Origin of the sequence: Streptomyces sp. SID5469 (assembly GCF_009862865.1) — a bacterium.
Classification (GTDB): Bacteria; Actinomycetota; Actinomycetes; order Streptomycetales; family Streptomycetaceae; genus Streptomyces; species Streptomyces avermitilis.
On the sequence record NZ_WWIN01000001.1, the window covers coordinates 171069 to 185213 of the forward strand.

A 14145-nucleotide genomic window follows, 5' to 3' on the forward strand; every position below is an offset into this window, starting at 1 on the left:
TCGGCACACCCCGAAAACGCTGCAGATGCAGGTACGGGGATGTCTGGTCGCGGCAGCCGCCAGGCACACCAAGCAGCAGAAGCCCTCGGCGGCGTCGGGTGGGACAGGCGCGAGCCCGATGCCGTCGACGATAATCACCAGCTGGGCGCAGTGCTCGATTCTGGCGAATGCGTCCACCGCGCGAATGGACAGTGACTGCGGTCGAGGACGCAGGCACCTAGCGGGTTTGGGCAGCTGCGGGCGCCCAGCGATAGCGGCAGGGCCTGTCTGGTGAGCAGGGGGTGTGGGCTGCCGTCTGGTGCAGAAGCTCCTGAGGGAATCCGGCCTGCCTGATCAGAGCTGATCGCTGATGGCTCGGTAGGCCGCGATGTACAGGGTGTGGCACAGGTCGATCAGTTCTTCGACGGTGGCCTTCTGGTGGCCGAGCGTCCAGTCCACGAGCAGTTCGTTGACTCCGCCGACCAGACTCATCGCGGTCATGGCGAGCCGGCTGGAGGAGGCTTCCGGGTCAGATAGCGGTCCGACGACGGCGGCGACCATCGCGGCGAATTCGTGCAAGACGTCACGGCGCCGCACTTCGAGGCGGGGGCTGGCGCCCACGACCTCGATGAGCACCAGGCGGGCCTTGCGTGCGTCGCCGGCCAGTGTGCGGATGAAGACCTCGAGTCCGGCGCGCAACTGGGCGTCGACATCGGGTGCGGCAGCGGCTGCGGCCTGCGCGGTCTCGGCGATGATCGTAGTGATCAGCTCGTCGTAGACCCCGGCGAGAAGGTCTTCGCGGTCGCGGAACGACTCGTAGAAGTAGCGCTCGGTCAGTCCGGCGTGCGAGCACACCTGCTTGACGGAGGCCGAGGCATATCCGGCTGTGCCGAACAGGTCGAGGCCCGCCTGGATGAGGCGGGTGCGGCGCTCCTGCTGTCGCTGCGCCGCGTCGCGTCCGCCGTAGCGCCGCCCGGCGGTCTGTGTGCCGGTCATTTCTCCCCTTCGCAGAGGTGTTGACACCGGTGTGCTCCGAACTGACACTCTAGCTTGTCAGTTCATCTGACATGGTGTCGTGTCAGACGAGCGCGAGGTCCGCCGGCCGCTCGGCGCTCATGCTCAGGGCAAGAAAGGGGCTCGACCGTGGCAGCACCGCCCAAACACCCGAATACGTCCAGCCGGAGAGACCACGACAAGCTCGCCCGCACACAACCGCTGACCGGCCGAGTGATCGCGGTCACCGGGGCGGGCCGCGGAATCGGGCGTGCCGTCGCAGCCCGGCTCGCCGCGGCCGGAGCCGCCGTGGCGATCGGCGATCTCGACACGCGGCTCGCCACGGAGGCGGCCGGTGCCCTCAGCACGCGTCCCGGTGGCCGGCTGCTCGGGCTGCCTCTCGACGTCACCGATACACCTTCCTTCGAAGACTTCCTGCGCACCGTCGAGACCCGGCTGGGACCGATCGACGTACTCATCAACAACGCCGGAATCATGTGGGTGGGCCCCTTCGCGGAAGAACCGGAGGAAGCCGCCCTGCGCCAGTTCGACGTCAACGTCCACGGCGTACTGCGCGGGATGAAACTCGTGATCCCGGGAATGCGGAAACGCGGTCGCGGCCACGTGGTGAACATCGCCTCCGCCGCCAGCAAGGTCGCCCCGGCCGGCGAGGCGACCTACGCGGCGACGAAGCACGCACTCCACGGCTACAGCACAGCCGTCCGCGCCGAACTGCGCGGCACCGGCGTGCACATGTCCCTGGTGATGCCCGGAGTCGTGGACACCGAGCTGGCCGTGGGCACCGCGACCGGACCCACCCGACGCCTGACGACGGATCAGGTGGCCGACGCGGTGCTCGACGTCGTGCTGCGCCCGCGGTTCGAGGTCTTCGTTCCCCGCCAGGTAGCCGCCCTGACCCGCTTGGCCGCGCTGCTGCCGGGCCGAGCCCGCGACGCCCTGCATCACCTCCTCGTCCCCAACCAGCTCGCCGCCCTGTCCGACCGGTCGGTCCGCGCGGCCTACGAGCAGCGCACCCGCACCGCCCGCCACCCCGAAAGTTGAGCCCGTGACCACCACGCCCAAGCCGGCGCCCAGCGCGAAGAAGGCCCAGGACGCCGCCGCTCCGCGCCCCATCCCCGAATTCGAAGGCGTCCACGACGTATGGCCCCGCGGCGACCGGCTGAGCGCCGTGCGCAGCGCCGCGGCCACCTACCGGGAGCGGTTCGTCCAGCAGGGCCGCATCCACGCCGTCCGCAGTTTCGACATCGCCGCCGCCCCGTACCCGACCCGGTTCGGCTTCCACGGCGCCGCGCTCGCCGTCAACCCGTTCGTGAGCATCGTCAACCGGATGCTCGTCGTGCAGTTCGACGGCTTCGACGGCGAGCCGAAAACACTGGTGTGGGAGCCGACCGTCGCCGCCGGAACGGCTCAAGCGCCGTTCTACGCACAGCTCAAGCGTCTGGCGGGGGACTTTCTCACCGAGCACGTCTTCGCCCGCTTCTACCAGGACCCGAACACCGTCCTGCCCTCCTGCGGTCTGCGACCCGAGGACGTGGACTTCGTCAGCTTCGACCACCTGCACGTCCAGGACGTGCGCATGATCATGGGAAGTACCCGCACCATTCCCGGCGAACGGGCGCCCCGCGAAGCGCTGTTCCCGCGCGCCCGGCTGCTGGTACACCGCAGGGAGCTGGGCACCTTCGAATCGACGCATCCGATGCAGTGGGCCTGGTACGTCGACGGAGGCATGGACGGCGTACCGCCCGAGCGCGTCACCGCCTTCGACGGCGATGTCGAACTCGGCGTCGGCGTCAGCCTGCTGTGGACCCCCGGCCATACGGACGGCAACCACTCCCTGGTGCTGAACACCCCTGACGGCGTGTGGGTCTCCTCCGAGAACGGCATCTCGGCCGACAACTGGCAGCCCGAGCTCTCCCGCATCCCCGGGGTGCGCCGCCACGCCGCGTTCTACGGCCATGAGGTGGTGCCCAACGCCAACACCCTGGAGGACTCCCTCAACCAGTACGACTCCATGGTCAAGGAGAAGACCCTCGCCGACCCCAGCCGGCGCGATCCGCGCTGGCTGCAGATCCTGCCCTCCTCGGAGCTGGCCCCCTTCAAGCGGCACTGGCCGGTGCGGCCCAGCTTCCTCCACGGCGGTCTGAACTACGGCGAACTGACCCCTGCCGGTGGTCGCCGATGACCGGCCCGGCCGCCCGCCGGATCGCCGCCGACGGCGTGGAGCTGGCCGCCTACCAGTGGGGAACGTCCACCGCTCCTGCGGTGGTGCTGGTCCACGGCTATCCGGACACCAGCGCCGTCTGGCACCCCGTCGCCGACCGCCTGGCTGACCACTTCCACGTCACCGCCTTCGACGTACGGGGAGCCGGTGCCTCCCACCGGCCAAGGGGTCTGCGCGCCTACCGGATGTCCCGAATGGAAGCCGACCTGGAGGCGGTTCTCGACGCCGTGAGCCCCGACCGCCCGGTGCACCTGGTCGGACACGACTGGGGATCGATCCACTCCTGGGAATCGGTCACCGGCACCCGCCTGGCCGGGCGGATCGCCTCGTTCACCTCCATCTCCGGACCCTGCCTGGACCACGTAGGCCACCTGATCCGGGCCCGCCTCCGACCGCGGCACCCGGATCTGCCGAAGGTGCTGAGGCAGGCCGCACGATCCTGGTACATCGCCTACTTCCATCTCCCGCTCCTGCCCGCCCTGACCTGGAGAGCACTGGGACACCGCTGGCGCGCCTTCCTCACCGGCTCCCAAGGTGTGCCCGGGCACACCCCCTACCCCGCGCCGACGCTGGCCCGCGACGCCGTGTCCGGCACCGCGCTGTACCGCGCCAACATGCTGCCCCGCCTGCTGCGCCCCCGGGACCGGCCGACCACCGTCCCGGTTCAGCTCATCATCCCCACGCGCGACTTCTGCGTCACCCCGGTGCTGTCGTACGGAGTGGAGCACTGGACGGGGCAGATACAACGGCGCCCGATCGACGCCGGGCACTGGGCACAGCTCAGCCACCCCGAGGAGGTCGCGTCCCGGATCGCGGAATTCGCCCACCGCATCGAAGACGGCTCCCGCCGCACTCCGGACCGCACCGCGCACCCGATCTGACAGCCCAACAGACCGGCAGGGCCGGCAGTACTGGACGACTGCCTGACCACCCTTCCGCACACACCGATCGCCGACGGAGGAGGAACCCGTCATGTTCCGAGCCGCACATGCCCACCCGGAGCGTCCGTCCGAGCCCATCGACCACCACGACCTGGTGCTGCAACCCCGGGACGTCACCTTCGACTGGAGCACCACCCCGCTGCACTGGCTGCCGGGTGAGCCCTTCGCCACCCACACCTTCGATGTGCTCCACCTCATGCTCCCCGAGCTCGAACGCTGGTTCGTGCGCACCTTCGAGCAGGCCCTGCCATTGATCACCGACGACCGGCTGCGCGAGGACGTACGCGGCTTCATCGGCCAGGAAGCGATGCACGCCGAGGCGCACCAGGAGGTCCTGGAGCACCTGCTCGCCAAAGGGCTGGACCCGGCCCCGTACACCCGCCAGTCCGAATGGATTTTCCGAAGGGTGCTCGGAGACCGGCCGGAACTGACGCCGGCCGCCACCCACGCGCACCTCCTCCAACGGCTCGCCCTCATAGCGGCCTTCGAGCACTTCACCGCGTACATGGGTCACTGGATTCTCAGCAACGGGCACCTGGACCGGGCCGGCGCGGACCCCGCGATGCTCGATCTGTTCCGCTGGCACGGCGCGGAGGAGGTCGAACACCGCTCGGTCGCGTTCGACCTGCTGGTGCACCTCGATCCCCGCTACCGGCGCCGAGTGACCGGCATGCTCGTCACCGCTCCGGTGCTGACCCGGCTGTGGATCCGCGGAGTCCGCTTCCTGATGAGCGCCGACCCCGAACTCGACGACCGGGTCGAGGTCCGCTTCCGCGACTACCTGGCCGCCGCCCGCAAGGACCTGTTGCCCCCGCCGGTCTCGTTCGCCCGCTCGGTACTGCGCTACTTCCGCCCCGGCTACCACCCGACCCAGGAGGGCTCGACCCAGCAGGCGGTCGCCTACCTGGCGACGTCCCCCGCTGCCCGAGCGGCCGCCCAATGACCCGGCAACCAGTGAGGCCTCCCATGGACACCAGCACACCCCTCACCCGGCCGCCGGACCTGTACGGCCGACCGCGCAGCGACTCCTTCATGCAGAAGCTGGCTGCTCTCAGCGACCACGCAGTCACGCGCCTCGCGCGGCGCAGCACTCCACCCAGGCACCCGCAGGCCGCCGAGACGCCCGCGATCCGGGAACTGGTGGTCGCCACCAAGCACCAAGAGGCCGAGGATGTCGTCTCCCTGCGGCTCGCAGCACCCGACGGGGGAATACTCCCGCCCTGGCAGCCCGGCGCCCACATCGAACTGCACCTGCCCTCCGGCCGCAAGCGGCAGTACTCCCTGTGCGGCGACCCTGCCGACCGGCACCGGTACCGCATCGCGGTGCGCCGCATCGCCAACGGCCAAGGCGGTTCGGCCGAGGTACACGACGCCCTCTCAGACGGTATGCGGGTCGCCATCACCGGGCCCCGGAACGCCTTCCCCTTCGCCGCCGAAGCATCCATCCTGCTCATCGCGGGCGGCATCGGAATCACCCCGATCCTGCCGATGGCCCGGGAAGCCGCCCGACGCGGCCTGGACTGGAGGCTCGTGCACACCGGCCGCAGCCGCGGCTCGATGCCCTTCGCGGCAGAGCTCGCCGAACTCACGGCCGCAGCCCCCGGCCGGGTCACCATCCGTCCTGACGACGAGTCCGGCGCGCCCGAAGCAGCCGATCTGCTGAGCTTGAGCCCGGCGACGGGTGCGGTGTACTGCTGCGGACCCGCGCCAATGATCGACGGCGTTCGGCGCGCGTTCGGTGACAGCCGCGCGTCAGCCCTGCACTTCGAGCGTTTCGCCCCGGCCCCGATCACGGACGGCCGTCCCTTCGAACTTCAACTGGGCGAGACCGGACGGGTCCTGCCAGTGCCGTACGACCGCTCCGCCCTGGATGTTCTTCACGACGCCCTGCCAGACCTGCCGTTCTCCTGCCGCCAGGGATTTTGCGGCACTTGCCGGGTACAGGTGGCCCATGGCCATGTCGATCACCGTGACCGCCGGCTCACCGCCACCGAACGTGCGGCCGGCGCCATGCTGCCCTGCGTCTCGCGCGCACCGGAAGGAGAGCGGTTGGTGCTGGAGCTGTGAGTGGGGGCCGCGCCCATAGAGCGCGGCCGTCGCCGCGAGGAACCTCAGCGGCAACGTTGATACCCGCCCCTTGGCGCGCCCCACCGCCTGGACTACCGTCCACGACCGCCCGCACACCGGGCACTCCGCATGCTCTCCCCGCTGCATCGCAGCCACCCGCTGCCGGGCCCGCTCAAGCCTCCGCCACCATCGTCTGCGGCAGCGGATCACCACACTCCCGCGCGGTGTCCTCCCACCATGCCAGTCGTCACTTGTCCGAGTCACTTCGGCGGGCAATTTCAGCAGCGTATGAAGTCTTAGCCGTTCTCTTGGCCCAGCTGGTAGCGGTTGAGGTACTGAGGCCGAGAAGGCGGTTGACGACTGCGGCTGGGACTTCGGCGGTCAGGTCGCGGATAGCCGCCGTGCGGCTGGGCAAGGACCGGATACCCAGCCGCTTGAGTCGGGCAGCGAGAGTGATATGGCTGAGGTGCTGGCCCGGACGGATTCCGGGGAACAGCCAATGAGCGTCAATCTGCCCGATCTGGCCGTCGCGGCGGCGATCAGCCGCGATCTGCTGAATAAGGTTGCCCAGTTCGGGAGATAGTTCAAGAGGCTCCTTGCCGAGGCGCAAGAGGACGCTCTTCTCGCGCACGACGACGTGATCGGCAGTGAGACGGATGATCACGCTGAAAGGCTGCGCGTAGAGAAGACTCAGCAGGCCGGCAACACGGTCGCGTGCGTCGAGCTGGTCGTCGCCGAGGAGCCGGTGGGCGATCTCTCTTCGTTCGTCCTCGTCGAGAGCTTGGGTCGGAGAGTTCTTGAGACGCGCCGGGATGCTGATGTTTGTCGCTCGCTTGGTGCGGACGGCCCAGAGAACCAGGTCACGAGCATATTGCCGTGTAGTGGGGCCGCCTTCCAGCCAGCGGTCGAGATCACGCTGGCCGACAGCCTCAAGATTCAGGCCCTCGGCTCGCAGCCAGGCCAGGAAGCCGACCGCTGCCTTGACGCTGCGGCGGGCGGACACCGCCTGGCCAGCGGTGATGGGCTTGCGACGGGAGTACTTACGCAGACGAGTCAGGTGGGTCCAGGTGGCAAATGCCTGGATGGTGTGGCGGTCGGAGAGATCTGCAATGGCAGCGACAGCGGCGGCGATCCATCGCTCTGCCGCGACCAGTTGTTCGTCGCGTCGCGGCAGGGCGCCGGCAGCGACGAGGATGGCCCGAAGGTGTTCGACGGCCTTGTCTGTTCGGGCATCGAGTGATTCATGGTCGAGGGAGCATTCTGCGGTGGCTATCTCGCGGAGTACCGAGACTGCTGTGTTCCGCTTTTGTAGCCAGTCCAGGACGCGGACGTGATTGCTGGCCATCAGGGTCGAGTGAAGTTGCATGAGTGGGGCTGCGACGGCTCCGTCAGGGCCTGCCAGCAACGCGGTGAGTTCCTCATTGCAGGCGCATCGATGGCAGAGGCCGTGGTGCCGGAGTCGTTCGACCGTGCCGCAGCGGGTGCAGGCCTTGAAGGAGACGGGGTTCTTCTTGAAGCAGGTCTCGCAAAGGGGGCCGTTGGCGGTTCGGGCCTTGACGGGCATGGTGCGGCCGCAGTCCAGGCAGGGTTCTCGCAAACGCGTGCAGTTTTCGCAGCGTGGCATGCCGCCGGCGACGCCGAAGCACGGGCGGGCGTGCCCGCAGAGCAGGCAGATTGCGACGGGTGGCCGGTAGCAGGTGTCACAGAGGGGGCCGGTCGGGCTGTTTCGTCTGATAATCGGCCGGAGTCGGCCGCATCCGGAGCATTCTTCATGGTTGATCGGGTCGGTCCGGTCACAGTGGTTGCAGATGGATTGTCCGTCGGGGCTGCGGCGGGCGACGGGAGAGCGGCGCTTACAACGAGAGCAGTTGACGGCCTTGCGGGTGTTGTAGCAGGTCGGGCAGACCCTGACATCTCCCAGGGTGTTGCGGAGCGTCACGCTGGTGCGGCCGCAGTGGGGGCAGGGCGGGCGGACGATGGCTTGCGCTCCGGCGTCCCGGAGGGCATCGATCAGCGCGATGACCTTGGGGGTTCCGTGGCCGGCGTTCCCGGTCAGCATTCCGGGCCGGTCCTCCAGGTCCCAGGCCAGCCGCCGGACGTAGTGGGGACGGCCGCGGGTAATGGTGGTGATGATCTGGCGGACGGTCTCTGCCGGGACCGTGGGGTCGACAGTGGCAATGTGATCGCAGATCCGCTGAGCCCAGTCGATATTGTCCTTCGGCTGGCAGCTGCTGCAGAGTCCTTCGCCATTGCGGCCCGTGTAACGGATGACCCGGGGCAATCCGCAGTCGGCGCAGGGCTGTTGCTGGGCTCGTGCGGTGGCGTCGCAGTAGGCGCAGACGCGGAGTTTCCCTCGTCGCTGCGGGAGGGGTTCGGGCTTGCCGCAGCCGGCGCAGAGGGGAACGGCGACTTGGCGGGCGCCGTGTGCCAGGAGCTTGTGGATCAGCCGTTCGACGGAACGAGAGCCTTCGGGGCGCCTGGACGTCAGCAGTGCGGGATCGGCCGTCAATGTTTTTGCCAGGCTCCGGCGTGCGGTCCGGCTGGGGGCGGCTTGCTTCACCGCATCCCGGATTTGCTCCACAGTCAGATCAGGCTCGACCCGCGCGACCATGTCCACGATGGTGCCGCAGGGATCAGAGAGGATCCGGTCGGGCTGGGTCACGGCTCTGACCGGGGGACGATCCGGGCCCGCTTGGGGCGGAACGACCCGACGCTGGTGTCGGCGTCGCCGACTGCACGCTTCGGCTTGGCAGCCGAGGAGGCCGAGGCTACTGGCTCGATGAGGTCGTCCATCGAGCAGTCCAGGATGTCCAGCAAGGCCATGAGAACTTTCAGGCTCAGTCGCTCGGGTCGCTCAGTCACCAGCCGGTAGACCTGGCTGGAGGACAAGTCGATGCCGCGTTCGGCCAGCAGAGGTTGCAGGGAGATCGTGGAAAACATGCCGCGGGTCGCCATGACCTCGCGCAGTTTCCACCGGTAGTCGAGCTTTGCCGTCATCGTCTGCTCCTGCCGCCGGGGCCAAAGTCCTGCAGATCGCGCTGGAGCGCTGAGTCGATTGCCTTCCGCATCATGGTGTTCGCGAAGTCGCCGGACACGCCGGTGTAGAGAGCGGTCGTGGACGCATACTCGTGGCCGACCTGCTGCTGGATGAAGACCGGGTCGGCCCCGTCCTCGATGCTGTGCGTGACGTACGAGTGCCGCAAGCAGTGCGGCACCAGGTCCTCGTCGAGCTTGAGGGCCTTGCGATAGACGGAGAATCGCTCGTCGATCTCCTTCGCGGACAGGCGGGTGCCCCGTTCACTCAGCCACAAGGCTTTGCTCCGGTCGTGCCCCTTGAACCGCGGCCGGATGTTGGTGGTGTAGTCCTCAACCGCCTCGACAGCCCACGGCATCGTGCTGCAGACGCTCCGCCGTTTCGGTGGCTGGCCCCGGGACGACTTGCCATAGCGAACCTCAAGCATGCCGAACCGTCCGAACTCCTTGGCCTTGGGATTGCGATACCAGTCGAAGGTGTCCAGCCGGGCAGTCTCCGTCCGCCGCAGGCCCCAGCCATAGATCACCTTGAACAGGGTCGCGTCGCGGTAGGCGGTCAGGGCTCCCTTGCGGCCGCGTCGGATCGCCAAGTCGACGCGTTCGTCGATGTGGTCGAACAACTGCTGCAGTTCCCCCCGCGTCATCGGCCGGCGGTCGGGATCACCCTCGTAGTCCAGCAGGTGATCGAGGGTGTTCCACTCGTGGCAGACCTGGATGGGATGGGTGCCGAACCGCCTCTCGCACTCCACGGCCCAGTCGTAGCGAGGATCGAGGAGGTAGTCGCAGAACATCCTGACGGCCCCCTGCGTCGCCCTGATCGTCGACGGCTGCAAGTGCTTCTCTGCGACCAGATGCGTCGTCCATTCATCCATGTCCGCGGCACCCCACGTCCATGGGAAGGCGTCGGCGAACTTCACGAACCTGCGGATGGTAGCGATCCGGTCGCTCACCGTCTTCTCCTGCAGGTGCCGGCCGCCTCGCTGCTGGCGGCCCCACCCCGTGAGCATCGCCTCAAGCACCGCATCCGCCGGGTGCAGGAGACGTACGCCCTCGACCAACTCAAGTCGCGCGGACCCGATGGGTGCTTCTACGTCCCTGGCCACAAACCCCTCCCGCAGAACGCAAGTATCTTGCAGTAAACGGGAGGGTGACGCTAGTCCTGCAGGTCAGCGGGCTCCATCCTGCGAGCTCGAAGCGAAGGCGAGCGTCAGCAGATGCACTGGCAGACGACGTAGCGGACATCTGGATCACTCACCTGATGCAACTTCCGGCGCTTGGCGGAGGAACTCTTCGCCACCGCCCCCGCCCGCGTGATCGACAAGCAGGACCAGAACTTCGAGCAGCACTGGGACGCCCTCGTCTCGGGCTCCACTGCCCAGCTGCCCCTCCTCTGAACCGCCCCTCACCGCCACCTCCGGAAGGACTTCCCGTGGGCGCACCCATGCCCTCAGGCCCCGCACCTCCCCCGCGTCTCCGCCATGCTGTACCTGGCCACGCCGTCCGGAGCTGACGTACGGGCCGCCATGCAGGCCGGACTCCTGGCCTGCATGACGACCCCGGCCCAGGGCAACGTGATCCCGCCCGGCGCCCTGTACGCGTGCGACAACGGCAAGTTCGGCAAGGGATGGCCCGGCGAGCAGGCCTGGTTCGCGTGGCTGACGGCGACCGTCAACCGCTACAGCCGAGGCCGCTGTCTGTGGGCCGTCGCCCCCGACGTCCCCATGGACGCCGCGGCCACCCTCGCCGAGTCGCTGCCCTGGCTGGAGCCCATCCGCGCCCTCGGTATCCCGGCCGCATTCGCCGCCCAGGACGGCAGCGAGCACGGCCTCATCCCCTGGGACTCGATCGACGTGCTGTTCCTCGCCGGCAGCACCGAGTGGAAGACCTCACCGGCCGCCCACCGGCTGGCCGTTGAAGCCCGGAAGCGCGGCCTGGCCGTCCACATGGGCCGCGTCAACTCCCGTCGGCGGCTGCGCATCGCGCAGGCCTTCGGCTGCACCAGCTGCGACGGCACCTACCTCGCCTTTGGGCCCGACACCAACCTCCCCGCCTCCTGGCCTGGATGAACGAACTCCACGCCACGCCCACCCTGTTTGGAGACGAAGCATGACGACCCGACTGCGCCATATCGGCGCCGCGATCATGGGCATCCTCGACCCCATTCCCTCCACCGTGCCCTCCCCGATGAGGGAGGAGGAAGGCGCCTGGGTACGCGCGCACGCCTGGACCAAGGGCCTGCGCAAGATCGAGGACGCCTACCCCTGCGGCTTCCACCGCTGGTGCTCCTGCGAGCGCGGCATCTGCCCCGGTTGTGCCTCCGGGCACCACGACCGGTGCGTCAGCGCCGGCGGCCCCCGCGTCGACGAGCACGCCGACACCATCACCGACGCCCAAGGGTTCGTCGTCGCCGTGATCCGGTTCAGACCTGGCCAACGGCCCTGCCGGTGGATCTGCCCCTGCCCTCACCCGACGGCCGTCGAAGAGACCGCCGAGACGGGCAAACCCGAGAAACCCCCTGCCGCCCAGCACGCCGTCCCTGCGCAGCGGCCTGCGGTCGCCCCGGAGGGACAGCTCCCCCTCTTCGCGAGCGGCCCGCAGGAGCACGGGGACGGGGAGGCACCGTGAGGTTCCCGGTCCAGGAGACCCTGCCGTTCGAGGACCTGCCGGAGGTACCGACCGCGTCCCCCTGGTGCCAGCGGTGGCGCGAGGGGAGGCATTCCTGGGCGCATGTCCGCGACGGAGGCTTCGACGCCCGCCGATACACCGTGGACGTCATCCCCGACGAGGAGCCCGCCAAGGGGTTCGTGCTCGCACACCATTACTCCGGCTCGTACCCGGCGGTGACGGTGCAATTCGGCCTGTACGACGTCGTCGACGGCGAGAGGCGGCTCTGCGGGGTGGCCGTGTTCGGAGTGCCGGTCAGCACCGCCGTCCTCACCAAGCCACTGCCCGAGCTCCGGCCGTACACCGAGTCGTTGGTGTGCTCGAGATTCGTCCTGCTGGATGAGTGCCCGGCGAATTCGGAGTCGTGGTTCCTCGCGAACTGCCTAAAACGCCTGCTCGCCAGGGGTGTACACGGAGTCGTCTCGTTCGCGGACCCTGTCCCGCGCCGGACCGCTTCGGGACTTCTGGTCATGCCTGGGCACGTCGGCACGATCTACGCAGCCACGAACGCGGTCTACGCCAGCCGGGCCACCGCCCGGACGGTGAGCCAGCAGCGGCTGGACGAGCTGTGCGCGGAGGTTGAGCAGATTGCTGAGCTGCTGGTCGCCCGCCCAGAGGCGGCGGGCGAGGCGATCGAGGCGTTCAACGCGATGACCGGTCACGACTACGTGGCTCTCGACTTCGCTGAGTACTACGGCAGCAGGAGCCTGGAGGAGTTCGCGAAGGAGGCGGCCCGGCCGGCTCGCCCCGTGGTTGCGGACATCAACCGGGACGAGCTCGTTGAGATCGTTCGCAGACTCCTGACTGCCTCTGCGGAGAGCGGCTACTATCTGCGGCTCCTGGAGGCGAACGTGTCGCATCCCCGGGTGAGTGACCTGGTCTTCCATCCCTCGGACATCCTTCAGGACCCGTCTGCGGAGCAGATTGTCGACGAGGCTCTGAAGTACCGGCCGATCGCGCTCTGAGCGAATCGAACGACACCGTCACCCTCCGCGATCGCTCCCCAAGATCTGTGCCAGAACCCCATCGGGGTCGGTCAACCGCAAGGTAATCCGGTCACTCAGCGTGGCTGCACCACAGAACCTGAGGCAGAACCACAACCCGTGAATAAAGCCAGGCGTAGTGAACTCCATGATCTTAGAAGCCGTCCCTGTCACATTGCGGGGCACCGCTGCACTGACAGATCATCACGAACTGGGCGTCACGCAAACATCGCCGGAGCCCTGGGTGCAACTCCCTCCCCCAGCGAAGATCAGAGTCGCCTAGAGTGTTGCTGCCTCATGAACACGTCACACGACGGCAGTTCACACAGCATCAGGAAGGTGCCCATGAAAATTCGCCGAATACTTACCTGGTTGGCCGCTACGGCAGCAACCACTGCCCTGATTCTCTTCGGGGCTTCGCCAGCAAGCGCCACCGTGTACTGGCAGACCTACAGCACGAACTCGAACTGGCACTGCGGACCCACCACCAAGACCCCTCTCTCGAACTATGTCGTGTTCCAGACGTGCATCGTCGTCACGCCCGACAAGACCAAGGGGCAAGCTGTACTGATTGTCACGAACAGCAGTACCAAGGACGTCATCCTCCGACAAGGTGAAGTCCACTCTGACGAGCTGTATGGCGTGAACGGGTATTCCACGTGCACCTACGACTACACCCTCAGCAGCGGGCAGTCCCGCGCCTGCTTCGGCCCGACGGTGGCGTTCAGTACATGCGGAGATGGCTACGCATGGGGGGTCCTGCACGCCAACAGTTTTGACTACGCCATGGGAACGGAAACAGTCAGATTCGTTACCACGTGCTGACGCCCCCCTGCTGAGGCTTCTTCTTCCGCCTGCGTAGTCCATCTCGCGCGTTGCAGTCCGGCGAGTCGTTCGGCGAGGAACGGGGCGCTCGGTGTCGTTCCCAGTCACCTCCAGCGCCGCTCCCGGGTGCGGGGGTGGTGAGGGGCAGGAGGGCGAGGGCGGCGGCGATAAGGCCGCGCTGCACGGTTTTGATCATGCACTGGTGATAACGGCCATGGTGGGGGCACTGTCCGGGCTTTGAGCTGTGCGCCGCCCGTGTGGGGGGATTGGTCGTACCGGAGAAACGACACGCCTCACACAGCCGGGGACCTGGCGGTGCCGCAGCGAACTGCGCCCCTGCACCTACGGTGTCTCAGCGGGCCTCACTCGGACGTACGGACACAAAATGCGATACCTCGAAGGCGCGCGCACCGTGGAG

At 68.0% G+C, this 14145-nt stretch carries 13 protein-coding genes; 9 read left to right on the plus strand and 4 right to left on the minus strand.

The annotated features are described in order from the left end of the window. Window positions 1–333 precede the first annotated feature (333 nt). Window positions 334–975: a TetR/AcrR family transcriptional regulator gene (locus GTY58_RS00775; protein WP_010981587.1), complete on the minus strand. Its 642-nt coding sequence runs from the start codon at window positions 973–975 to the stop codon at window positions 334–336. A gap of 147 nt (window positions 976–1122) precedes the next feature. Here GTY58_RS00775 and GTY58_RS00780 point away from each other — a divergent pair, with 147 nt between their 5' ends. The 5 genes from GTY58_RS00780 to GTY58_RS00800 all read left to right on the plus strand — a co-directional run bounded on the left by GTY58_RS00780 (window position 1123) and on the right by GTY58_RS00800 (window position 6222). Beyond that, window positions 1123–2034 carry an SDR family oxidoreductase gene (locus GTY58_RS00780; protein ID WP_010981588.1) on the plus strand — a complete coding sequence of 304 codons (912 nt, stop codon included), beginning with the start codon at window positions 1123–1125 and terminating at the stop codon, window positions 2032–2034. A 4-nt stretch (window positions 2035–2038) separates the two neighbouring features. After that, window positions 2039–3175, plus strand: a complete 1137-nt coding sequence (locus GTY58_RS00785; protein WP_010981589.1) for a hypothetical protein — start codon at window positions 2039–2041, stop codon at window positions 3173–3175. Beyond that, complete coding sequence (locus tag GTY58_RS00790; RefSeq protein WP_010981590.1) at window positions 3172–4095, plus strand: alpha/beta fold hydrolase; 924 nt, start codon at window positions 3172–3174, stop codon at window positions 4093–4095. Before GTY58_RS00785 ends, GTY58_RS00790 begins: the two co-directional genes overlap by 4 nt. Before the next feature lie 91 nt (window positions 4096–4186). Next, complete coding sequence (locus GTY58_RS00795; protein ID WP_010981591.1) at window positions 4187–5098, plus strand: metal-dependent hydrolase; 912 nt, start codon at window positions 4187–4189, stop codon at window positions 5096–5098. 23 nt (window positions 5099–5121) lie between these two features. Further along, window positions 5122–6222: a PDR/VanB family oxidoreductase gene (locus GTY58_RS00800; RefSeq protein ID WP_010981592.1), complete on the plus strand. Its 1101-nt coding sequence runs from the start codon at window positions 5122–5124 to the stop codon at window positions 6220–6222. Between the two features lie 247 nt (window positions 6223–6469). On the opposite strand, the gene GTY58_RS00805 is transcribed toward GTY58_RS00800, so the two are convergent. From GTY58_RS00805 to GTY58_RS00815, 3 genes are read right to left on the minus strand one after another with little or no spacing between them, the layout of a single operon-like run. Continuing rightward, entirely contained in the window at window positions 6470–8884 is a 2415-nt protein-coding gene (locus tag GTY58_RS00805; protein ID WP_010981593.1) for a hypothetical protein, read from the minus strand. Further along, a complete protein-coding gene (locus tag GTY58_RS00810; protein WP_010981594.1) occupies window positions 8881–9219 on the minus strand; it encodes a helix-turn-helix transcriptional regulator in 339 nt (112 codons plus the stop codon). Before GTY58_RS00810 ends, GTY58_RS00805 begins: the two co-directional genes overlap by 4 nt. Next, complete coding sequence (locus GTY58_RS00815) at window positions 9216–10358, minus strand: site-specific integrase (protein ID WP_010981595.1); 1143 nt, start codon at window positions 10356–10358, stop codon at window positions 9216–9218. Before GTY58_RS00815 ends, GTY58_RS00810 begins: the two co-directional genes overlap by 4 nt. Window positions 10359–10733: 375 nt before the next feature. Here GTY58_RS00815 and GTY58_RS00820 point away from each other — a divergent pair, with 375 nt between their 5' ends. The 4 genes from GTY58_RS00820 (at window position 10734) to GTY58_RS00835 (ending at window position 13727) form a co-directional block, all read left to right on the plus strand. Then, a complete protein-coding gene (locus GTY58_RS00820) occupies window positions 10734–11321 on the plus strand; it encodes a hypothetical protein (protein WP_010981596.1) in 588 nt (195 codons plus the stop codon). A 40-nt stretch (window positions 11322–11361) separates the two neighbouring features. Then, entirely contained in the window at window positions 11362–11880 is a 519-nt protein-coding gene (locus tag GTY58_RS00825) for a DUF6248 family natural product biosynthesis protein (RefSeq protein WP_010981597.1), read from the plus strand. 140 nt (window positions 11881–12020) lie between these two features. Then, entirely contained in the window at window positions 12021–12884 is an 864-nt protein-coding gene (locus GTY58_RS40045; protein ID WP_242432099.1) for a hypothetical protein, read from the plus strand. Between the two features lie 363 nt (window positions 12885–13247). After that, complete coding sequence (locus tag GTY58_RS00835; RefSeq protein WP_010981599.1) at window positions 13248–13727, plus strand: hypothetical protein; 480 nt, start codon at window positions 13248–13250, stop codon at window positions 13725–13727. Window positions 13728–14145: the final 418 nt, after the last annotated feature.

Coding starts and splice junctions, on each gene's coding strand:
- GTY58_RS00820 (WP_010981596.1), top strand. CDS start 10,734: ATGCTGTACCTGGCCACGCCGTCCGGAGCTGACGTACGGGCCGCCATG.
- GTY58_RS00795 (WP_010981591.1), top strand. CDS start 4,187: ATGTTCCGAGCCGCACATGCCCACCCGGAGCGTCCGTCCGAGCCCATC.
- GTY58_RS00790 (WP_010981590.1), top strand. CDS start 3,172: ATGACCGGCCCGGCCGCCCGCCGGATCGCCGCCGACGGCGTGGAGCTG.
- GTY58_RS00825 (WP_010981597.1), top strand. CDS start 11,362: ATGACGACCCGACTGCGCCATATCGGCGCCGCGATCATGGGCATCCTC.
- GTY58_RS00835 (WP_010981599.1), top strand. CDS start 13,248: ATGAAAATTCGCCGAATACTTACCTGGTTGGCCGCTACGGCAGCAACC.
- GTY58_RS00800 (WP_010981592.1), top strand. CDS start 5,122: ATGGACACCAGCACACCCCTCACCCGGCCGCCGGACCTGTACGGCCGA.
- GTY58_RS00810 (WP_010981594.1), bottom strand. CDS start 9,219: ATGACGGCAAAGCTCGACTACCGGTGGAAACTGCGCGAGGTCATGGCG.
- GTY58_RS00775 (WP_010981587.1), bottom strand. CDS start 975: ATGACCGGCACACAGACCGCCGGGCGGCGCTACGGCGGACGCGACGCG.